This window comes from Methylovulum psychrotolerans (genome assembly GCF_002209385.1).
Taxonomy (GTDB): domain Bacteria; phylum Pseudomonadota; class Gammaproteobacteria; order Methylococcales; family Methylomonadaceae; genus Methylovulum; species Methylovulum psychrotolerans.
Genome location: NZ_CP022129.1, coordinates 4,475,678 through 4,497,202 on the forward strand (window position 1 = coordinate 4,475,678; position 21,525 = coordinate 4,497,202).

Here is a 21,525-nt window from a genome sequence, read left to right on the forward strand (position 1 = left end):
ATAAGGAAGGGAAAAGCGAAAATACGTTAACGACTTCTTTAGCAAAAATTAAGGCTTAAACCAGAAAACGCTCAACTCATTAAGTCTTGGCTACGCTCAAATAAACGGTCATCCGCCGCAATATCAGGTGCGAGTAAACGCTCTGATAATTTACCCGTCACAGGTTTAGAAACGGTTTCCTGATTACGCAACCGATACTTATCATCAGGCATCGGCTGCCCCTCCACTAATCCCAAACGGAATTGCCGGACTAAACGATAAAGCTCAGTCAACTTATCGGCAGGAATAGGATTAATTTCATCCATAATTTGTTCTTGTACTCACATTTTATCTGCCTTTTATGAATTGTCAGCATTTACAGACCCGCCCCAAATAACCGGACGCAACCAACTGCCCGCTATTTTACCCGATAGCTTTAACCGCCACAGCCTAAAAACCACCTACTCTGCCCGTTTTCGTGCTTTCACCTGCTCCAGCACCCGGCGTAACGCCACCGACACCTCAGTCCAAGCCTCATCCTTATTGCCCGCCGAAGTAACCCATACCCCAGGCACACCCTGAATGTCCCTCAAACGCAAACCGTCCCAATCGGTACTACGCAGCCTAATCGGCACAATCACTTTTTCACCCCGATTATGCTCCAGCAAAGCCGTACTAAATTCTTCTTGATAACAAAAATCCGATTTCACAAAATCCGGGCTGACCAAACACAAAACAACATCCGCCGCCGCCAAGTGCTGAAAAATCGTCTCGCGCCAATCCGTACCCGCATCAATACTGCGGTCATCCCAAAGCTGGAGTTTTTCCAAACGCACCAGCGGCGACAAAGCGGCTTGCAAAGCCTTAAGATGTTCCAAATCGGCGTGGGAATACGACACAAAGGCCTTTATCGGCTTCTGCGCTTCTTCATCACGCATTACAGCCTCCTCCACACCATCCAACAAATCGGCAATTTTTACCCGCTTTCTCAATTCCTTGATATAAACCTCTTCTTCACCATCCTGCTCTGCACAAACCAACTCATCGTAATCTTTATAAGCATCACCATCCGGTATCGGCACTAATTCGGTAAAATTTAAGTTCGCAAAATCAGCAACAATCTCTTTAACCGTTTCCCGAATAAAACTTAAAAAACGCCGCCGCTCCTCACCACACACATCCAGCAACAGCTTTTGGTCTTCCTTATCCCAGCGCACCCGTGCCGATGCCTGAAAAACAGTCGGCTTATGCAGCACCATACCCGTGCGCCAACGGTCTGCACCGCGAATAAAGGTATGCAGCTTAACCATCAGACGCGGGAACACACTACTAGGCAACAAATCAGGAAAATGGATAACAAACTTCAACACCGCCCCATCAAACTGAAAATCCGAGGCATTGGCGGGTAACAATTGCGGTACAACATAACGCTGCGTATCGAGCATAAAACACAGCTCAAACTCCTGCATTACCCGAACAATATACTGTAACTTATGTTTCGGATAATGAAAGGCCTGCTCGCTAGTATCATTTGTTTGGTAGCGCGAATCGTTAATCACCGCGTCAAAATCCGCTTCCTTAAGCAAACCGCCACTTTCGGCAACCAAGCCGGAATTGATAATCCGGTAAACGCCATTCGTCAGCCATAGCGGATTAAGGATTTGGGTATCAAAATTTTGCAGATTACGGAAATTAATCACCACCCCCAAATCATGCAGAAATTGCAACAACACGTCTTGGCTTAACGGACGCGCCACCCCGTGCCGTTCACACACTCGCCGAAACTCCGCCGCTTCAATATAGTCCGCCGTCATATCGGCAAAATGGTTTTTCACCGCCAACCACCGCGCCGGAAACGGTGTCCGGCGCGTATCAGAGCGGTCAATTTGCTGGCGCAACGCTTCCTTGAATTCAACAAACCCCGAATGATTATTCTCCGCGCAAGACAGCCGGAAAAACCCTTGAATTTGCGGATATTTTTCTTGCAAACTTTTGCGCTCAACCTCAAACGACGGGTTTTCGTCAATTTTATTTAACACCACCAGCACAGGCGAACGCCCACCAAAACTTTCCGCGTGTTTCAGCCATTTTTCCGCTTGGTCATCATTACGGCTATTCAGCAGCAACACATAAACACTCCGTTGCGATAAGAAAAACTGATGGGTGGCGTGCATCACTTCCTGACCACCAAAATCCCATAAATGCGCCGTGACGGCATCACCATCGGGCATAGTAAACGGCACTTTGCGGATACGGATACCGTGGGTTTGGCTCTCACGAAGGTCAAATGCCTCCCCCATTAATTGCTTCACCAACGAGGTTTTACCTGCCGAAGCCTCACCTAGGAAAATGATTTTAACTTCGTTGAGATTGCGTCCGTCTTCGCCGAGTTCTTCAAAATAATCCACTACGGCTTCTGGAGAGTCTTGGGCTATTTCAATAGGTGGGCAGATTAAAGGGCAATCACCAACATAGATTCCTGACAAATACTTACTTCTGACAAACCGCAAAAGAAGCGAATCACTTTCAATTACCTGTACATTATCTTTAATTAAATACTTTATTGGCGATAAATCGGCAACCGATGTGCCCGAACAGTCAATGCTCTGCAAACCGGACAAGGCCGACAGCGCGGACAAGTCGGCCACCGATGTGCCGGAACAGTCAAGATGCTGCAAATCGGACAAACCCGACAGCGCGGACAAGTCGGCCACCGATGTGCCGGAACAGTCAAGGTGCTGCAAATTGGACAAACCCGACAGCGCGGACAAGTCGGCCACCGATGTGCGGGAACAATTAAGATGCTGCAAACCGGACAAGGCCGACAGCGCGGACAAGTCGGCCACCGATGTGCCGGAACAGTCAAGGTGCTGCAAACCCGACAAGGCCGATAATGCTGACAAATCAACTAATTCAACACTCCACCTCAAGGATAACTTTGTCACCCAAACACATTCCAAAAGCTCGGCAGGCAAATCAATCAAATCACATTCGCTCAAATCCAATTCAAAATGTTGGGTCTGTTTATTTTCAGCAATACGTCGCAACGCTTCTTCGCTCATGGCCGGGGCAACCTAAATAGGGGTAAGAAAAACGGGTTGATATAGGCATTTTTTAGGTAGGCCAAAACCTATTAGGCATAACAAAGCTTAAGCCATTAGCCCACAAATCAGTTTATGCAATAACATTAGATAACCTTTCTATATTCACAATAGCGTGGATAGCCAACTATTCATACCACCCCCTGTACGCACCGCCATTTCCGAAGCAAGCAGCCCATGGCCTCTATTTTTAAACCATAAACCACCTGCTGCGGGCTGTTCCAAATTACCCTACCACTGCGACTCCCCCGTCTCAGGATCATACATCTCATGGACAATGCTGTGGCGGTTAGCGATCAGCTCGTCAATGCTCGGCGAGTTGCTCATCGCCCGCGAAATAGCCAGCTTCATTGCCTCATAATTGGTGCGGTACAAATCCTTACGGTCCAGTTCTGGATTAGTCGCACATTCAGGAGCAATCCACACCATCGCGACGATACACAAATCATTTGCCCATTCTTTCGGGATAACTCCGGCAATAACGCTGTCCAATACCGCATCAGCAATGGCCGATTGCACGGGGCCGCCGAACAAGTTAACGTAGGCCGCTGATTTAATGGTCACTTTCGGCACAATCATGGTCGCGGGGCGGACTTGTTGGTTACAGGCGCGGATGGCAAACATGCGCGTATGGCCTTCGGTTTGTCCCATCAGATTGGCGAAAGCCTGACCAGCCGGGCCTTTAACGCTGCCGATCAAAATTTCCGGCATCGCATCGGTGCCTTGGCCGTCGCTGGAAAACACTGTCGCTTCGGCGGTTCTGAACCAAATACTGTCTGCGGTAAGGTCTGACATGGGTAAACTCCTAAAAAAGTAAAAGTTTGGCATTCTATGCCGGATAATGAAACTACGGCAAACATTATCTCTGCTTACCCCTACCTAACCGTTAATTCAGAGTAGGTTCAGACTGTTGCCCGATACTAATCACCCCCTCCCTATCCTTAAGGAAGACGTTATGAAATTCGCTTTATCCGCCGTGGCCTTAGCCTTATTCGGCACCTTTAGCCCGATAAGCCAAGCCCAAGCGCTCAACTTGCCTTTGCAGCTTGATTACGGTTTGATCGCCAAACTGGTCACCAATAGCCTCTACACAGGTGCAGAACACACCGCCGACCTGTGGCAAGACGGCGCAAAATGCAGTTACCTCAAACTCGCCAATCTGAAAATAAACGGCCAAGCCGAACAAATTCGCTTAGTAAATGATGTGCAAGTGCAGTTTGGCACTAAATTGGGCGGCCAGTGCATGACCGTGTTAAAGTGGCAAGGTGTGTTGGAAACCTTACAAAAACCGACCTTAAATGCCGACCATAGTGTCTTAAGCCTCCCTGTCACCCAAGCGACGGCTTACGACCAGCAAGGCCACCAAGTCAACATCAGCCAATTGCAAGACTTGCTCAAACGCGTGGTCGAACCCAAACTGGCCGGGCTGAGCATCGACTTGAACCGCCTGCACGGAGATATGGAACGCAATGTCAGCACTTGGTTGCCGAAAACGGAAGCGGCGCAACTCAGCCAATGGCTCAATACCCTGACCATTAACAGCGCGGCGGCAAACGACCAAGGCATTGCCTTGCAACTGGGCTTGGATGCGCCCGCCTCCACCCCACAACAACAGCTTCAGGCGGTTGCCCGCCCGGTTGCGGAATACGAACGCGGAGCCCGCGCACGGCTTATGCCCCAACGCCTGCTGGACGATGGCCGACAGGCCGTCGGCGCCCTTGCGCATGTCCACGGGCGACACCGCCAGCCAAATGTGCGGCGGGCATGGGATCAGCCCAGGCATCGCCACAGCTCCGCCAACCAAGCCGCCGATACGCCCGGCGGCAACTCAAGACTGTGGCCGCCCGTGTGCCGCAGCACAAAAGGTTCGGATGCCGGCACTTGGACTTGTACCGGAATGAAGGCCGGAGGCGGCGGCAATGCCGGTTGCACCCGACGGTATTCGCACAATCGTGCCGCAAAGGTTTTGGCGTTCAGCTGCTGTTGCCGGCAAAAATCCGCTTGCGGCAGGCCGCTGGCCTGCCATGCTTCAATATGCCCAATCCACTTCTTTGATAATCCCATCGGTATTCCCCATATAAAAGGGCAAGGATGACAGTTCGTATCAGGTTTGCCTAGGTGGCTGGGTTAGACGTTTACGCAACAATTGCCAGATTTTTAGGCCTAGCGTCAATCGGTCTGCCCCTGATGAAGTGGGCGGTATGCCGACGATGGGCGGCATGGGGGTGCTGAGCTTTGACGATGAAGAGGATGTGGCTTGGGCGTTTGTCGGCAACGGCTATGCTTTGCAGGTTGACGGTTTTAGCCCGTCACAGATGACGGACAGGCAGGATGCCAACAACGGCTTTCAGGATGAGTTTCGGTTTTTGCTTGAGCCGGAAAGTGAAGCACCGGAGGCGATGCCACAAAAGCATGATGTGGTGATGGTGCTGATCACTACTGTAGTGCGGTTGGCTTTTGAGATTGTCGCTATTGAGACTACCAGCAATATACCGCCGTATACGCAGCGGTATGTTTGCAACCGTCGGGCGGATTTGAATTTGCCGTAATGTGGGGAGCGGTTAGTTGTCCAACTGCGTGTGTATCACCCGGTTACGGCCTGCCGATTTTGCGCAATATAAGGCTTTGTCCGCTTCATGAAGTAAAGTCTCTTCCGATTGGTGCTTAAGCAGGTCTACGGAGACGATGCCCGCACTAATGGTCACGAGCTTTCCCCTACCAAAGACCAAGTTCAGGCCGCTGATTGTTTCCCTGAGAGAATGGGCGACGGTTTGCGCATAAGTGTTACTTGCGCCACCGAAGATGACGGCGAATTCGTCACCCCCCAAACGGGCGGCAAGATCGTTTGGCCTACTGGCGAACGACGACAGCACTTGGCTAACTTTGATCAGGCATTTATCCCCCGCAAGATGGCCGAGCTGGTCGTTGTAGCCCTTGAAATTATCAACGTCTATCATCACCAAGCTGATGGGCAATTGGTTACGGATGCACCGGCGCATCTCTTCATGCAGAAACTCATTGAAATGGCGGCGGTTAGCCAAACCTGTCAGCGGGTCATGCAAAGACAGGCGTTCCGCTTTTTCTTCAGCCAGCTTGCGCTCAGTAATGTCGTAATGGGCGATGACGAACAGGCGTTTAGGGCCGCCCTGTAAGGTCGACACGCGCATCATGAACCAACGCTGTTGGTCGGGGCTATGGCAGGGGTATTCATAGTAAAAATGGGGGGAAGTGCCATTAATGACCGTCAAGATGCCTTGCAATGCCTGAACGGCAAGCCTGTCGCCCATGAAGTGGGAGTACCGGACAATCTCAAGATAGTTGCTGCCAATGCTGCTGAACTCAGGCGACAAATTATTTTCCGCCCCGAAACGTATCCAGGCGTAATTGACATCAATAATGGTACCGGTGTCATCAATCACGGCGATTTGCTGTTGCAAAGCGTCAAAAACGGCTGTGCGTATGGCCATTCGCTCTTGTGTGTGTTGTGCTGTCATGTCTAGTGTCAGAAAATGGGCGGTATGTGTCGTAAGTTCATGCGGATTTTACCCATTCTGCGGATTGGGAGTAGGGCGTGGTCGCTGGGCATAAACGGCATAACGGCCTTGCTTTTCGCCTGCCTTTGCGTTGACAGTATATGCTTTGTCATAGGGGATTATCGAGGAGGCATGGAATATCCCAAACGGTCAGTATATCCCAATTAGGTTAGGGTATATAAGTAGATGGGCATATATTTTTTAACTTCCGTTAAGCCGTATAGGTTGACGGCAGGCCTCATGTTAAAGGGTGGTGCGGTTGGCTTTTGAGATTGTTGTTATTGAGACTACCAGCAATATTCCGCCGTATACGCAGCGGTATGTTTGCAACCGTCGGGGGGATTTGAATTTGCCGTAAAGAGTGGGGTGCGTCACTGCCATTACGTTAAGTATTAATAACTATCAATTGTATGGTAGTGAAACGGTCGGTTATGGTGTCTCCCTATGCTAAATCTTTGGAGATACCGAGAAAGCAAGCGCATATAAAACCTTTTTAAGTCCTAAAATAAACCAATATCGGATATAATTAAAAGATAGGGCGTTATTTTCTGGCTATTTCACAAACCTTTAAACTTATTGGTGTAAAACGGCGGTCAATAGCTGCTACTTTTCGCTCCTATTTTTTACAGCATCAACAAATAAATACGATAAAACAATTGCATGAGAAATCTAGTGATAAATTTCCACGCTTTTTACCGAAAACTTTTCGACGCCGTTTAACAATAATTGATGACAACCAACGGGATACACCATGAATAGTAAGATAAACAGCACAATTGCAGCCTTGTTCCTGTCCGTGACAATGTTGCCGGCCCCAAGTTTTGCGGATTCCGCAAGCGATGCAATGGTAACGGAGACGGCGACCGCCTTTCCGACCCGCTTATATCTGTCCAAGGCAGGAATTGCCTTGTCCGCATTCCCATCCCACCCTAACCTAACACGCACGCTCAATGTGACACGCACTGCCGGGAACGCCCCTGTTTCATGGGCCGCCTCGTCCAATCAGCCTTGGCTGAAAGTTACGGCATCAGGCACAACATCCGGTATGCTGACGTTACAGGCAAACATTAAAGGGCTTAATAAAGACCAGCTTTATCTTGCTACCATCACTGTTTCAACAGCGGCCAATAGCGAATTTGCCGATACACAATCGCTGCCCGTTTCGCTGTGGATAGGCTCCCAGTCCCCCGCAAACGTTGACTTCAAGCGCACTGTTACCGCGCTTGCCACCAATCCGGTACTGCCGTACGTTTATGTTTCCGGTGGCGGTTCGACGGTGGATGTCTATAACGTCTATACCGCCAAGCTCGTAGCCAGTTTCCCACAGATCGCCGCAACAGTGGGCGCATTGACGGTCAGTGGCGACGGCCAGTTCCTCTTCGCTGCGGATTACACTAACTACCGGATAGTCAAGCTAAACGCCGTTAACGGTACGAAGTTATCCCAGTTCAATATCGGCCAAAAAATCGGCCCCGGTTTTAGCATGGTATATGCCCGGCCTTTTGGCGTACCCGCCATCTATCCGGCGGGTGGGAAAATATTTAGCGTCGAGACTAACACGCCCTTAACTTCCACCCCCCTAACACAAGAGTTCATCGCGGTGACACCCAACGGGCAGAACATGTACTCTGTAGACCTCGGCATTAGCCCTGGTTCGCTAACGGGCTATAAGGTCACGGATAATGGTGGTACCCTGAAGGTGGCATCATTTGGATCAAGTTCTATTTCAGGGGAAAATTGCCAGGATCTGGCGGTATCTGATAACGGTGCCCATGTCTATCCTGCCTGCGGGTATCCGTATGAATTTGATGTCTACAGCGGCAAGACGCTCTTACAGGTACAGACGCTACCGGCCGCCCCTTACCCCAACAATGCGGAAATTGATACCGAGGGACGTTTCGTTGGTGGCATTGACGGGATCTACGAAACTTACGATGCCTTCCTGTATGGGCAAAATGGCTATTCTATCAGCAAGGTAGCGACAATGCCGGACCAATATGCGAACGGGCAGAACGGCAATATGCTAGTTGTTTCGGGCGATACTTCCAGGGTGATCTCAGCAACCTCTCCTGTTTTTAGTAACCCTATCATCCTGTTCCGTAATCTTCAGTAATGATAGCGTCCGGATGCTACTGACGTTCAACTAAGCGATTTTTTAGCGTCAAAAGCATCTGGGCTACCGGAATGAGCCAGGTTGCAATACCCACCAACAGACAAAGTCGGGCAGGCCGTTTCTGCCCGACAATCCACTTTAAAACGTCGAACATCGCGTTATGCTTTGATAATTCCTGTTGAAGCTTGTAAGCACGAATGACATATTAAGAAGTTACCAATCTATACTTCAAACGGCCAAGTTTTCGGTTTTTTTCGTAGGGTACGCTGTGCGTACCTTTAAAAAAACCTCATAAAAATCAGTGCAAAAGGTACGCACAGCGTACCCTACGGTGAATTGTAAAAGCCGAAAACTTGGCTGTTACAGTATATATGGTTAAAAAGCTCTTACAGCACGGACGTAAAGCGTGGTGTAGGACTTCATGCTACCGCCCGGAGAGCCAGCCCCGAATTCCTGTACCCAAGCGTAGCGGTAGCCGTACTCGGACGAACTCCAGTAGTAGTTGCTGGTAAAACCACCGATATTGGTCAGCGGTGCGGCGGCACCTGCCCCGATATTTTGGTACATCAGGTTTAGCTCATCCTTAGACGGCAAGAACCAGTCACTGTAGCCGCCCAGCACCAAGTTGGCGGCCAGTGTGGCGGCATAAGACCCCGCGCCTTGGGATTTGATGATTGAGTTGGTGTCGGCGGCACCGGTACCCACGGCGACACCGTTCGCGCCTGTGTAAAGGTAAGTGCCGTTAGACCATTGTATGCCCGTACTCTGGTCGGTGGCGGCGGCCACCAAGCCGTGTTCGCCGCTGTTGTCAACGTAGAAAATGATGCCGCCCTGGTAGATTTTGCCGATGACGATGGATTGGTTTTCAAACCGCACCAAGACGGACGCGCTTAACAGTTCCGCCGCGCTGAGGTTGCTGGCCACTAGCGTGACGTAACCTTTGCCTTTGACAAAATTCCATTTCGTGGCCGGGTCATCGTTTTGCATCAGTTGTGTCCAGGCATTTTGGTGCTGGGTTTGGTCTACGGTCACTTCATAACACGGAAATTTGGCATCGGTGCTTAAACATGCGGTGCTGCCGGCGCGTTTGCCGTTGGGGTAGACGCGGTACAGGGCGTTGGTCGCGGTGCCGTTGTTGGGCGTGAACACATGCACCTTATAGCTGTCGGTAAGCGGTGCCGGCCATTTGACCGCCGAGTCGCTACCGCCTTGCAGGATTACCGCGCCCGTGACTTGCTTGCCTACGGGAGGGGCGGCGTGGGACGTATTTAGGGACATAAGTGCCAGCGTCAGGCTTAAGGCGGATAGTTTGAGCCATGATTTCATAAGAGTCTCCGGGGGGTACTTAAGGATTAACTTGCCACAAACGGATTAATTATGCCGTTTTGAGTGGAAGCCTTAGTATAACAATAGGGCTAATACTAGGGCAGAGAATAATGCCCGTTTTGGCAAATAAAGATGAAGTGGTTAGACGGAAACGGCTTGCAGTGGCTGATGGCTCAGGTTTGTTATGTAGGGGGGCTTTAGGCTAAAGATGCTACTGAGTTTTTACAATAAGCCCCTTAACGGGGCTTTTTTGTGTCCGGCGGTTTGCGCCGGACGGGTGAGGGTTGTTTGTTTTGATGGGTTTTAGGCGTTTGCCACTTCTTCCCTTAAGAAGTTTTCTAAGCGCTCGGTGGCGCAATGGATTAGTTGGGTGAGGCGTTTGGGGGAGACGTAGTGCATGACGATTTGGCCGGGCAGGTCTTGGCCTTTTTCGATCACCAGGTGGCCTTCTTGTTTGAGGGCCAGGATCATTCTGGCGGGGTTTAGGTTTTGGGCGGCTTGCAGTTGCGCCTCCAGGGCGGTTATTTGGCGGGTCAGGATGCCGATCAGGTCGTCTTTGGTGGGGTTGGGCAGGAGTTCGCCTTCTTTGGCGGGCGGGGGCAGGGCTTGGGCGCGTTCGGTCAGCATGGCCTCCAGTTCGATGGTGCTGATGTGGAGGATTTCCGCGCCTTGGTTGTATTCTTGTTTGTAGCGGTCCAGGGTTTCCAGCGCGTCTTGGAATTGGTCGGCGGGGAGGTTGGTGTAGCCGTTGATGCGGTAGTGGGTGCGCAGGCGCGACCAGATGGCGGTCATTTTCTTTTTGTCGCCGCCAGCGATGCGGGTGGCGCGGGTGTAGAGTTCGCCTTGTTGGGCTTTGGTGATGGTGGGCGGTTCGGATGGGGGCAGTTCTTGTGACGGCTTGGCGGCGGGCTGCTCAAAATAGGTGGCTTCCAGTTTGTCGAACACATCCCAGGCTTGGTCGGTGTCGAGCATTTTGGCGTGGCGGGCTGCGCCGCGTTCTGTCCAGAGGGTAAGATGCTTAGTGTTTTTGGGGATTTGTGGACTACCCCTCTTAAAGAGGGTTAGTTGTTCGCCTTCCAGTTTGAAATAATGGAGGCCTTCTTGAAAACGCGCTTTATTGCGTTCGAAGTTATTCTGAATGTTTTTGTGTTCCGTACCGTACACCTTGGCTAAAAGGTCAGTGGTGATAACGCGGGTGTCTTGATAAACAACAATTGGGAGATTGATATTTTCTACGCAAACGGTAGGCGGATTTTGGGTGTGGTTAGATTGGGTATTCATAACTTTGTCCTGATAAACAAGTTTTAAACCTGCCACCGACGACGCCAATCATGGGTGACAGGATGAATGAGGTTGGCGTACCAGTATCAGGACTGGTCGGTCTTTCGACCGCCTCACCCACCCTGTCATAACGGACAAGACAAAATGACACGCACAAAAAAACCGCATAGAGCGGCATATTTATACGCCTGATAAATACCGGAACGCCAATCCCGTGCCGCCAATGTGGGCGACGTGTAAAGCATACGCCTAAAATAAATGGGGTGTCAAATGGATTATTTTCTAAATATTTTATGAAAATGGTAATAGTTCATATTTATTTAGAATTTGGGTTGCTATACTGACAAATCTATCCAAAAAATTATTGTGTGGAAGCGTATTTTATGCTAAATATATGAAAAACCGTTAATTACTTGTTAGACGGCAAATCCAGAAGCAGAAGACTTTGAACCATCGTCTCTAAATTTAGCCAACCCAGATCAATCAAATTACCTTGCACCGATAATAAATATAGATCTGACACTATGCAAAGATTGAGAATACCCCCAATATACAAAATCTTAGTAAAATTTAAGATAGGTATCGCGTTTTTATTTATTGCGGCGATGCCTATCTATGCCGATGCCACTGACAACAGAAGTGCGCAACAAACAACTTTGTACTTGAAAAAATCAGAAAATTGGCATGATGTTTTTATAAATCAATCCGATCATCCTTTTGAAATTGAAATAGTAAATGAAGATAGAACAGGAGACTATCCCACTTACACTCGTTGTGTACTTATTGTAGATTCTAACAAAATATGTAGTCTCACAACTAAACAACGCAACAATCCTATAGAAATTTTGCTTGATGTTCGTGGTGCAACAAGAGTATTTAGGATTTCATCAGGCTGTAAACTACAAGTCAGAACGGACTCCGATAACGCGCGTTTAAAGTTTTTAAAAACTGATTCTTCGATTCCGGACGAAGAATCGATGCAGTAAATCTGCACTATATTCCGGACTACTACAACTAGCAGGTGAAAGTCATGGCTACTCGTGATAAAGAAGTTCTTGATGCAATGCTTGGCAAAATCTACATGATCCTCAATGGTGGGGACACTGTAAATACTGTTCATCAACCCAATGATACTTTTGTTTCTTATACCACCTTAGGTATAGCGCTTTCTAACGAAGATCTTAGTTTTGGTTTTAGTACATCGTCGAAGGAAATATCAGCAGCATCGAACTTCGCAGATTTAGTTAACTCCATCCCTAAATGTCGCGGCTTTTGGGATCCTAGTAGCGATAAAATATGGGATATATATAATAAAATTCTAACTCTTTCAATTCTAGCACCTGGTAGTCTTACCCAAGAAGAGGAACGACAGCTAAAAGCTTGCCTGGACTCACTTTATACGACTACAACAGTCGTTGATCCAGATACGGGGGAATCCAAGCAGATGCCTATGGAAACGCCTCTCTATACGCGCTACAAAAAAGGAAGAGGCGCATATGAAGCGGCGCTAATGGCTTACAATAATCTGCTGATTAATGTGAAGACCAATCCTAACAATCCTAGCGTTGTTATAGATTGGAATCTCAATGGGCCACTTTATAAGCAACGTGCGATGAGTGCGTATGATGACTGGATTGCAAATGGGAAAAATATTGTCGAAAAGGCTTTAGGAAAAATCGATATATTAACAGGCAGAAGCCCAGAGCGACTTTGGCAAGAATTAAAAACTCGCTTTAATCAGTCCAAAAGATTGGATTTGCAAGGTCAGGACTATTGGCATACAGCGATGTTTCCAAGCGATTTCTATACGTCTGCGTATGATGATTCCTGGACTAAGTTCACTTTCAGCGGAGAAGAGGTTCATACTGTAGATACGTCAACATCAACTTCATGGGGTGGGGGCGGAAGTATCGGATATGGATTGTGGAGTTTTGGAGCGTCCGCGACTTATGGCTCCCAAACCTCCTCCCATCACAGTGACGCAAGCAATATGTCGTTATCTCTTGAATTAATGAAGATTCCACTTCGACGGAGTTGGTTGGATACCAGTATGCTTAAAACAAGAATATGGAAATTTGATCCAGCCTATAATCTCGGAGATTTATCCGATGGGGCTGTTCCACCTAATGGGCTCATGGTTGGCATTCCTGCTGCGATTATTGTCGCTCGCAACCTTAAGATAACGATGAGTATGTCTACAGTAGACGACACTTACGCCGCTAGTCAATTCTCTACGTCAGCTACAGTTGGATGGGGGCCTTTTTCATTAAGGGGTAATTACAGCAGAAGCACCTCAAAAAATACTCACGATTTTAGTTCATCTAATGGGGTAATAGAATGCCCCGGAAAACAAATAATAGGATTTACCGTGGAATTGTTCCCCAAGTGCCCTAATCCGAATTTCTAAGCCATGATAGGGCAGCGGCTTTATCGTTGCCCTATCATTTTCACTTAATATACTCGTAATATACTCGCCTAATAATCCGATTCTGCGCACCCGTGCCACGAAGCGAATTGGTATTTTCAAGTTTTGTGGCACTTGGAGGTGAGCAAGGGCGCTAAGCGAATGTTTTCTGCTTTGCTGCCGCCATGACACTGAAATCTCTAAATGCCACCAATTGGCCAATTTCAGTCATCACCCAATGTCCGCCATTAAAATAGATTAAGCCTGACAGTTTATGTCGATATTGCTTATTGTACAAAAATGATTAAAACAAACCCGCCAAGCCAAAAGCCCCATTAAGGGGCTTTTTCATATCCGGCGCCGCCTGGAAACCCCACCAAACCCCATCCCCCCATGCCTTACCATACCGCCATCCTAAAATTGGCGTGTCATGATGGCAAAATCCCCTCCTAAAAACGTGTCTGGCCAGCGCGGCGGAATGCTTGCGCTGTTTGGCGGCGGCATGTCTAAAAAACGCTGGGAGGCGGCGAACCTTGCGGATGCGGAAACCATTACCCAGGCCAGTTCTTTTGCTTATGGCGCACCCAGCACGACGATTGCGACGTTGTTGGGCAGCACTGGCGGGGCGCGTAACCGTCCGCAGATTTATCAGGATTGGATTGATATGTCGCGGGATGCGATTTGTTCTTCGGCGGTTAAGTTGTTGACGACGACGGCGATGGGCGGGCATGAGACCAGCGGCGATATTGTGTTTATTGAGAAGAAGCCGGACATTGCCCATAACAAGCAGGCGTGTGCGTTTGTTGATGAGTTGGCGAAGAGCCTTGGACCGTTGTTGAACCGGGCGATTTATGCCCAAGCATATACCGCAGCGACGTTTGGCGACTCTTATGCGCGGCTTTATACCAATGCGCGGGGGGTGGTCGGGTTGTATAGTGACGAGACGATGCACCCGTCTTTGGTGCAGCCTTATGAAAAGGGCGGCAAGACGGTGGGGTATGCGGTTTATGTGGGGGAAAAGAATTTCGAGCGGCTGAATATCGCGCAGATGGCGCGGTTTAAGATGCCGAGGATTCAGTTTATTCCGCAGTATGGGATTGTGGAGAAGGCTATCCGGGCGGTGTTGGCGGAGGACAAGATGGATCGGTTGCCGATTGTGCCGTCGATGGCTGGGGGGTCTTTGTTGTATCCGGCGGAAAAGGCCTACAACAATTTCAACAATACGATGTTTGGCTTGGTGGCGCAGCGGATGAACGTCTCGCTTGACCACCGGATTGTCGGCTTGCAAATGGGGGGGATGACCAAAGCCCAGCAGGATGCGTTCGGCGATAGCGTTGTTGCCATGTTCAACAAGGTAAAGGCGGTGGTGGCTGATGCCGTGCAGACAGGCAAGCCGATAGTTGAAACTATCGTGTCCATTTTGCCGATGTTTTCCGAAAAGCAGTTGGTCAATTTATCGCAGGGGAACACTACAGCACAAACGATTAGTGTGGATGATGTATTTTTCCACGCCCGGCTGTTAGCCGCCGCGTTCGGCACTGACCTGTCTAATTTGGGGTTTTCGGATCAGGTCAGCGGGTGGATGGGTGATGGCGGGCTGGCGAGAACGTCGGCGCAATCCGCCGAGAATTCGCGCATTATCAGGATTGGGGCATACGATTTTTGTAATGACGTTATCGACATCCATTGTTTGACGCGGTACGGGAAGGTTTTTCATGAATCTGAGCGGCCTTGGCAGGTTAATTTTTACGGTTCTATCGCGGCTTTGGAGGCGGAAAAGCAAAAAGCCCAAAGCGATAAAATGGGCGCGACCTTGACCATTGTCCAGACTATGCAGATGTTTAAGGATATGGGGGCTACGGCGGAGATGATGGAGTCTATGCTGTCGAAGAATATGGGGATGGAGGAGGCGCAGGCTAAGTTGTTTGCGCAGATTGTTAATGCTGTGCCGCCTGAACAGACGGGGCAGGGGTTGTAACTATGTCGCTGTTTAAATCCCGTTTATTGCAGGTAGATTTTGGTGATGAGGCAACCGTTAAGCCTTTTTCGCTAAATGATATGCGCCAAAATGTTTTGGGGGGCATTAGCGGGAAGGTGCAGCAAGCGTTAGGCGGTGGAACATTTGGCGCGGCCCTGGGGGCTATGGCGGCTAACCAGGTGTCAACCGCCGCCAGTAGTGTGGTAAACCGTACTATCGGCAGTAATGGCTTGGCCGATATTAATAAGGGTCTTGGCGTATTTAATGCCGTTAATTCTGGTAACTTCAATGAAGCGGGCCTGCAAATTTTGGGTTCCGGGTTGCTTGACGGGATATTGCCGGGGGGGCAAAGCTTTGCTTCGCAAGCGCGGTATTTGTATATAGCCAAGCCAATATAATTTGATATGATAATAGGCTATTGTAAAAACGATCATCTTGAATGGAAAACGAATGGCTTATCCAGCGGCATTCAGAAAAAAACTGCTTTCAGTGATGAAAGAACAGGGCCTGACCATCCCGGAAGCCGCCGTAAAAATTAATATCGTCGACGGGATGGAAAGATAGCCGGTTGCAATTGAATTTTGCATGGCCTCTGCAATGCGGCTTAGGATAGCTGCTATGTCCTATTTTTACACGTATGTCGGCTGTACCCCATCTACGCACGAATCCTTACGGTCGGCCAAAAATAGCGACTCCTCCCCTTTTCCTTTCATGGGCTGTAAAAAAGGCAGGGTTGGACTTCAACCCCCGTAAGCCAGATAAACGGCATCTATGCTGTGCGAAAGTAATAACCTTACGGAGTTTTTCCAAAAACTTTCGTTTCCCCCACAGCTCCGCTTGCGCCGTCATAAACCTGCATCGCCTCGTAAATTTTCATAAATGCGTCAACGGCAAAGGGCGTGGTGTGGTTGCCAGCTCGTAATCTAGGAAATTAAAGCGTTTGCCCCCTTTGCCGTTCATGACAATCAGGGAGTTTTCCTGCCCCGTTTCCTTGCAGTAGTTCCGCCAAGTGTCGGCTTCATTGGGTTTTGCACACAAAACCAAGCCCCCGAAACCCGCTTGCAGGAAGGTTTTAGCGAGGGCGTGACCTGAACCGCTGCTTTTTCCGCTGCCCGTGCTGCCAAAAATGCAAGTTCCCTTGAAAGCATCGTCTATCAGCCAATCATCTTTGCTATTTTTTGAAAATCGTAAAAGTGCAGTGTCGGGATTGTGTAAATAATCCATTTCTACCGCCTAAATTTAGCGTAAGGGAAGCGAAAAACGCTTTATCCATACCAATGTAGCCACTTTATTATAAAACAGCTAAAAACAGTCTTAAAATAGGTTTTTGAAAAATAACGGTTTAGAGTGTCGGAATTGTACAATTTTTAGACAATCTAACCTAACCCCGCTTGCTGTAAGGGCTGCGCCTGTCTCACTCACATAGTTATTAACCGCTTTTGTGGATAACTTCAAATCGGTAATGGCTTAAATCCTTGCCTTTTCGTCTATCAGTTCGTCAGAAAACATCCTGCGGGGGGCTGGGGGCGCAAAGCCCCCAATAGCAAAATTAAATTTTGTGAGCGTAGCGAACGCTGTTCAGGGGCATTTAATTTTTTCTTTGGCGGATGATTTTTTATTGTTTTTTGAAAGTTATCCACAGGGGTCGTGCGTGTGCGTGCGTAAGGTTATAAAAGGTTATCGCCGTCAAAAAAGCACTTTTTTATTTTATTTATCAATGCTTTATTTCGTTTTACCCGTCCGCCCAAAGCCGTCATTGCGTCCGCCCAAAGCCGTCATTGCGTCCGCCCAAAGCCGTCATTGCGTCCGCCCAAAGCCGTCATTGCGTCCGCCCAAAGCCGTCATTGCGTCCGCCTAACTACGCTACTTTTTTGATGGCTTTTTTTCTCTTTTGACAAGGTGGCGAATTTGTCCAGCAGTGGGTTTTATGTGGGCTTTGATGGTTTCGGGTGTCGCCTCAAAATCATCTAGGAAATCCACGCTTTTTAGGCGTTCATGGGCTTTGATAATGTCGGCTTTGCGTTGGCGTTTATTGTTGTTTGTTAGTCCTGCTAGATTAGCAAGCGTGTCGTATTTATGGGGCGAGGGTTCAACATGGGTTGAATAGAAAGCGTGTAAGGCTTTAGCGGTTGCACTGCGCCCCAATGCACGGCGTTGCTCTCGATCAATGGTTGCCCACATACCAAAGCCGAACAAATCCGCAAATTTAGGGTTTATGGTCAGTTCATAGGTTTGGCTTATTTCGTTACGGATACCGCCTTCAATCAAACCGCCAAAGTATTTTATTTTATGGTCTTTTATTTCAATTGTTCCGCCTCGCAAACGAATTAAAGCAGAATGTAATCTTTCGTGATTACTTCCTCCAGTTGGCAACCCTAGAGCTTTTAACAAGCCATAAGCAGAAAATTTAACTGTTGCCCCTAATTCGTAAGGACGGGCTAAATTTAGCAATTCAAGATAAACATCAAGGTCAGATTGGTCTAATTGTTTGCCAGTAAAAGTAACTTCTAATCCTCCAGTAGAAAAAAGTCTTTCTTGGTCAAGAAAGGGGCGATTTTCTTTCTGTTGGGCATTTAAGGCAGGAAACAAAGCTGAACGAAAAACAGCGTTAGGGGCTGCTCGTTTGTTTGCCTCCCAAAATTCTAGCTGTATCGCTTTTTCTTCTGGGATATTATCGGCAATTGGCTCTTGTTCTACTTTTTGGGCTTCTTTAAGGGCTATGCTTGCGCCCATTCTGGCTAATGCACGGCGGGTTTGTGGGTCAAGGTTTGGTGCATCCTGTTCCAACTGCTTTTCCAAAAATAGGGTTGCTTCTGTGTTGTCTGTGTTCATTTTGGCGTTGCTTTCTAGTTTTGATTTGTTAGTTTAGCCAAGCAGTTCAAGCGGGGACGCTCAAAACTGTACGAAGTGATGAAAAAAGCCGTTGCTCTTGTTTGGTTAAACGGCTTTTTTCTTTTTGAAAATTACATTTTTGTTTTATCCCTGCCAAACAGTTTTTCTAATAGCCCGCTTTTCTTGGCGATCGGCTCTGGTTGCGCTTCCGCTTTCTGTTCGGGCTGATAAGTCAGTATTGCGGTAAGTTTTCCCTGTGTCTCTCTTCGTTCTTCCTCTGATTGGTCAAGACGACGGCGTAAATCTTGCTTTTCATCTCTTAAAAGCTCTATCTGCTCCTTAAGCAATTCATTTTCTCGCTGCAATACAACCGCTGCGTCAGGCGTTGCGCCTCGTTCAGTCTGAACGCTTTGTGAATCGCTGCGTGCAATGGGTGGGTAAACCCTGTGCAATTCGGCTGGGTCTATAAGCCATTCATTTTTTGCGCTCCTAGTCCCTGAAATTATGCCCTTTTGGATAGCTCGCAATATCGCTGGCTTTCCTCTTCCTACCGCTTCCGCTGCCTGTTTTAAGCTATACATAATGCCGTTGCGCCTCGTTCAGTTTCGTTTTTTCAATATATTCAGCGCAACACTAAACAAGTCTATTGATATTTTCAAGCTAAAGTGAAAGAAAAAAACCGATTTTTGTGTTGGCTGTTCTCAAAGCCAACCAGACCTTAAATTCCCGCCGACCAGAACAGCCAACACAAAAATCGGTTTGCTGTCGGCAGACTTAAAATTGGTCGTGGCTAATCTTACCAACTTGACATTAACAAAATACTATGCCAAATTTAGCATATATGGAAGAAAATAATATTTATAAGCCCCTATTTTGGATAGGGAGTAGCTGGGCAGACTTGAAGTCATTGCCTGATGCTGTGCAAGATGATTTCGGTTATGATTTATATCGGGCGCAAATCGGGAAAATGTCGCCCAATGCAAAGCCGTTAAAGGGTTTTGGTGGTGCTGGCGTTTTAGAAATAGTTACCTCATATGACGGCAACGCCTATAGAGCAGTTTATACAGTGCGCTTTGCAGGGGCAGTTTATGCACTTCATGTGTTCCAGAAAAAATCAAAAAAAGGGATTTCCACCCCAAAACAAGAAATTGAACTGGTGCAGGCAAGGTTAAAGAAAGCGGAAGCCGACTATATTAACTGGATGGGCAATAAAAAGAAGGATTAAGGCTATGAGCAATAAAGAAGAAATAGAAGTGTATCAAAGCAGTGAGAACATCTTTGCTGACCTTGGCAGATCAGATGCAGAGGAAGCCTTTGCCCGTGTGAAGCTGGCAAGCCAGATAGCGGATGTCATTGCCATCAGAAACCTTACCCAAGCGGAAGCGGGGGTAATTATGCACCTTGACCAACCTAAAGTTTCTGCACTAATGCGGGGACGGCTTGCGGGCTTTTCGTTAGATAGGCTGTTGCGTTGCCTAACCCTTCTTGGGCAGGAGGTTGAAATTATCATCACTGACAAGGCAAGTGGTTCGCCTTTACCCGCCCATATCAGCGTTGTTTTGCCGTCTATGGCTGCAATAATAAATGAAATGCAAACATTGCACCGCCCCACCTAAAAACTTGGTTTTTTTCTTGCAATTTATCAATTGCCTATCCCTCTTTAACTCCCCCTCGGCTATTTGTGCCAGAATTCAATATATTTGACACAAACTTAAAAACTTGCTAAATCATGGGCTTATTTATGTCATAAATTAGGGACAAAATAGCTTATGAAAATCGGTTACGCCAGGGTGTCAACAGACGACCAAAACCCCGACTTGCAGTTGGATGCGCTGAAGGCGGCGGGTTGCGAAAAACTATTTGCCGACAAGGCCAGCGGTGTCAACGTCAAGCGGCCGGAACTGGGGAAATGCCTGAAAACCATTGCCGCCGGCGATACGCTGGTGGTTTGGAAACTAGACCGCTTGGGGCGTTCGCTGCACCAGCTTATCGGGTTGCTTGATGACCTACAGGCGAAAGGCGCGGCATTCCATTCCCTAACCGAAGCCATAGACACGGCATCACCCACGGGCCGGGCGATGTTTCAGATGATCGGCATACTGGCGGAGCTGGAAAAATCGCTGATCCAGGAGCGCACCAAAGCCGGAAGGGCGGCGGCAGTCGCCCGTGGGGTCAAGATGGGGCGCAAGCCAAAATTAACCCCGCAACAAATTAGCCATGCCGCAAAATTGATAGGGCAAGGCGAACACCACGATAACGTGGCGAAGTCGCTGGGGGTCTCAAGACGGACGCTTTACAGGGGATTGAACAATGCCCCTCAAAATCTATAGCAACCCAAGGATGAAAATATCCACAAAAACTGTGGATAAGTCAGGGAAAAGGAGCTGATTTTTAGGATGGAAGTCGCGGTTTTATTAAATCTATCTTAGATAGACCGATTTTTGTTCAGGCCAGTCCTTACGATAAAAATTAGATTTTTAAAAAGTTGATCTATGGCCGAGCGCAGGGATTAATGCCACCATCCGGTGGACGGTGGCATTAATAATTTCAGCACGGATAGCTTATAACTATGTTACATCTGGCGATGAAGCTTTGCCATGCTCAAGTTTTCTTGGGCAGCGTTTTCATAGATGTCAACCAACCTTTGGCAATGCGCCTTAAAATCTTCCGCCTGTCTGCCGTAGAGATAGCCTTTTGACTCGTACTGGCTAAGCAATTTCTTGTGTTCATCCACCTTAAGCTGCATTTCCGCTGCCGCTTCGTCATAATGTTTCGCCAATGCTTGGTGGTCGGCTTTAGAGCTTGCGCTTTGTAAGGCTTGGCTCATATCCATCGGATGTGGGTTCATCTCGGCGCAAGCGGTCAGTAAACCAAGCGTTAAAAGCAGGGCGATCAAGTGTGTGGTTTTCATGGTTTTTCTCCAAAATAATTCAATAGTTAAGAACATTGTTTTTCATATTGTTAAAGTATCGTTCAGT

The 21,525-nt window shown here is 48.2% G+C and carries 22 protein-coding genes; 9 read left to right on the forward strand and 13 right to left on the reverse strand.

Annotation, left to right across the window (positions count from 1 at the left end):
• Window positions 1-71 precede the first annotated feature (71 nt).
• The 6 genes from CEK71_RS20165 to tnpA form a co-directional block, all read right to left on the reverse strand.
• Window positions 72-305, reverse strand: coding sequence for a hypothetical protein (locus tag CEK71_RS20165; RefSeq protein WP_088621059.1), 234 nt, complete (start codon window positions 303-305; stop codon window positions 72-74).
• 135 nt (window positions 306-440) lie between these two features.
• Window positions 441-3,041 (reverse strand): COR domain-containing protein, encoded by a 2,601-nt coding sequence (locus CEK71_RS20170; protein WP_088621060.1) that lies wholly within the window; start codon window positions 3,039-3,041, stop codon window positions 441-443.
• A gap of 270 nt (window positions 3,042-3,311) precedes the next feature.
• Entirely contained in the window at window positions 3,312-3,875 is a 564-nt protein-coding gene (fae, locus tag CEK71_RS20175; protein WP_088621061.1) for a formaldehyde-activating enzyme, read from the reverse strand.
• Window positions 3,876-4,068: 193 nt separating this feature from the next.
• Window positions 4,069-4,257: a hypothetical protein gene (locus CEK71_RS22890; protein ID WP_157679477.1), complete on the reverse strand. Its 189-nt coding sequence runs from the start codon at window positions 4,255-4,257 to the stop codon at window positions 4,069-4,071.
• A 138-nt stretch (window positions 4,258-4,395) separates the two neighbouring features.
• Window positions 4,396-4,863, reverse strand: a complete 468-nt coding sequence (tnpB, locus tag CEK71_RS22895; protein ID WP_157679479.1) for an IS66 family insertion sequence element accessory protein TnpB — start codon at window positions 4,861-4,863, stop codon at window positions 4,396-4,398.
• Entirely contained in the window at window positions 4,851-5,144 is a 294-nt protein-coding gene (tnpA, locus tag CEK71_RS20190) for an IS66 family insertion sequence element accessory protein TnpA (protein ID WP_088621062.1), read from the reverse strand. Before tnpA ends, tnpB begins: the two co-directional genes overlap by 13 nt.
• 137 nt (window positions 5,145-5,281) lie before the next feature.
• On the opposite strand from tnpA, the gene CEK71_RS20195 reads away from it, so the two are divergent.
• The gene (locus CEK71_RS20195) at window positions 5,282-5,629 is read left to right on the forward strand and encodes a hypothetical protein (RefSeq protein ID WP_157679481.1); all 348 of its coding nucleotides are present in this window, start codon (window positions 5,282-5,284) and stop codon (window positions 5,627-5,629) included.
• Window positions 5,630-5,641: 12 nt separating this feature from the next.
• On the opposite strand, the gene CEK71_RS20200 is transcribed toward CEK71_RS20195, so the two are convergent.
• Complete coding sequence (locus CEK71_RS20200; RefSeq protein WP_198328356.1) at window positions 5,642-6,547, reverse strand: GGDEF domain-containing protein; 906 nt, start codon at window positions 6,545-6,547, stop codon at window positions 5,642-5,644.
• 817 nt (window positions 6,548-7,364) lie between these two features.
• On the opposite strand from CEK71_RS20200, the gene CEK71_RS20210 reads away from it, so the two are divergent.
• On the forward strand, window positions 7,365-8,726 hold the full coding sequence (locus CEK71_RS20210; RefSeq protein ID WP_157679483.1) for a hypothetical protein: 1,362 nt from the start codon (window positions 7,365-7,367) through the stop codon (window positions 8,724-8,726).
• Window positions 8,727-9,101: 375 nt separating this feature from the next.
• On the opposite strand, the gene CEK71_RS20215 is transcribed toward CEK71_RS20210, so the two are convergent.
• Together CEK71_RS20215 and CEK71_RS20220 are read right to left on the reverse strand one after the other, a co-directional pair.
• Window positions 9,102-10,052, reverse strand: a complete 951-nt coding sequence (locus CEK71_RS20215; protein WP_088621067.1) for an Lcl C-terminal domain-containing protein — start codon at window positions 10,050-10,052, stop codon at window positions 9,102-9,104.
• 303 nt (window positions 10,053-10,355) lie between these two features.
• Window positions 10,356-11,333 (reverse strand): ORF6N domain-containing protein, encoded by a 978-nt coding sequence (locus CEK71_RS20220; RefSeq protein ID WP_088621068.1) that lies wholly within the window; start codon window positions 11,331-11,333, stop codon window positions 10,356-10,358.
• 524 nt (window positions 11,334-11,857) lie between these two features.
• Here CEK71_RS20220 and CEK71_RS20225 point away from each other — a divergent pair.
• The 4 genes from CEK71_RS20225 to CEK71_RS20240 all read left to right on the forward strand — a co-directional run bounded on the left by CEK71_RS20225 (window position 11,858) and on the right by CEK71_RS20240 (window position 16,113).
• Complete coding sequence (locus CEK71_RS20225; RefSeq protein ID WP_088621069.1) at window positions 11,858-12,319, forward strand: hypothetical protein; 462 nt, start codon at window positions 11,858-11,860, stop codon at window positions 12,317-12,319.
• Between the two features lie 44 nt (window positions 12,320-12,363).
• Window positions 12,364-13,740: a hypothetical protein gene (locus tag CEK71_RS20230; protein ID WP_088621070.1), complete on the forward strand. Its 1,377-nt coding sequence runs from the start codon at window positions 12,364-12,366 to the stop codon at window positions 13,738-13,740.
• 427 nt (window positions 13,741-14,167) lie between these two features.
• Window positions 14,168-15,715: a hypothetical protein gene (locus CEK71_RS20235; RefSeq protein WP_157679485.1), complete on the forward strand. Its 1,548-nt coding sequence runs from the start codon at window positions 14,168-14,170 to the stop codon at window positions 15,713-15,715.
• A 2-nt stretch (window positions 15,716-15,717) separates the two neighbouring features.
• Window positions 15,718-16,113: a hypothetical protein gene (locus CEK71_RS20240; protein WP_088621072.1), complete on the forward strand. Its 396-nt coding sequence runs from the start codon at window positions 15,718-15,720 to the stop codon at window positions 16,111-16,113.
• 475 nt (window positions 16,114-16,588) lie between these two features.
• Here CEK71_RS20240 and CEK71_RS20245 read toward each other — a convergent pair whose 3' ends face one another.
• From CEK71_RS20245 to CEK71_RS20260, 3 genes are all read right to left on the reverse strand, one after another.
• Window positions 16,589-16,939 (reverse strand): hypothetical protein, encoded by a 351-nt coding sequence (locus tag CEK71_RS20245; protein WP_088621073.1) that lies wholly within the window; start codon window positions 16,937-16,939, stop codon window positions 16,589-16,591.
• A 639-nt stretch (window positions 16,940-17,578) separates the two neighbouring features.
• Entirely contained in the window at window positions 17,579-18,547 is a 969-nt protein-coding gene (gene trfA, locus CEK71_RS20255; protein WP_088621075.1) for a plasmid replication initiator TrfA, read from the reverse strand.
• A 131-nt stretch (window positions 18,548-18,678) separates the two neighbouring features.
• The gene (locus CEK71_RS20260) at window positions 18,679-19,128 is read right to left on the reverse strand and encodes a hypothetical protein (RefSeq protein ID WP_088621076.1); all 450 of its coding nucleotides are present in this window, start codon (window positions 19,126-19,128) and stop codon (window positions 18,679-18,681) included.
• A 242-nt stretch (window positions 19,129-19,370) separates the two neighbouring features.
• Between CEK71_RS20260 and CEK71_RS20265 the strand changes: the two genes are divergently transcribed.
• The 3 genes from CEK71_RS20265 (at window position 19,371) to CEK71_RS20275 (ending at window position 20,877) form a co-directional block, all read left to right on the forward strand.
• Window positions 19,371-19,772 (forward strand): type II toxin-antitoxin system RelE/ParE family toxin, encoded by a 402-nt coding sequence (locus CEK71_RS20265; RefSeq protein WP_232463702.1) that lies wholly within the window; start codon window positions 19,371-19,373, stop codon window positions 19,770-19,772.
• A gap of 4 nt (window positions 19,773-19,776) precedes the next feature.
• Entirely contained in the window at window positions 19,777-20,163 is a 387-nt protein-coding gene (locus tag CEK71_RS20270) for a helix-turn-helix domain-containing protein (RefSeq protein ID WP_088621077.1), read from the forward strand.
• 153 nt (window positions 20,164-20,316) lie between these two features.
• A complete protein-coding gene (locus CEK71_RS20275) occupies window positions 20,317-20,877 on the forward strand; it encodes a recombinase family protein (RefSeq protein ID WP_088621078.1) in 561 nt (186 codons plus the stop codon).
• A gap of 242 nt (window positions 20,878-21,119) precedes the next feature.
• Here CEK71_RS20275 and CEK71_RS20280 read toward each other — a convergent pair whose 3' ends face one another.
• Complete coding sequence (locus tag CEK71_RS20280; protein ID WP_088621079.1) at window positions 21,120-21,458, reverse strand: hypothetical protein; 339 nt, start codon at window positions 21,456-21,458, stop codon at window positions 21,120-21,122.
• Between the last annotated feature and the right edge of the window lie 67 nt (window positions 21,459-21,525).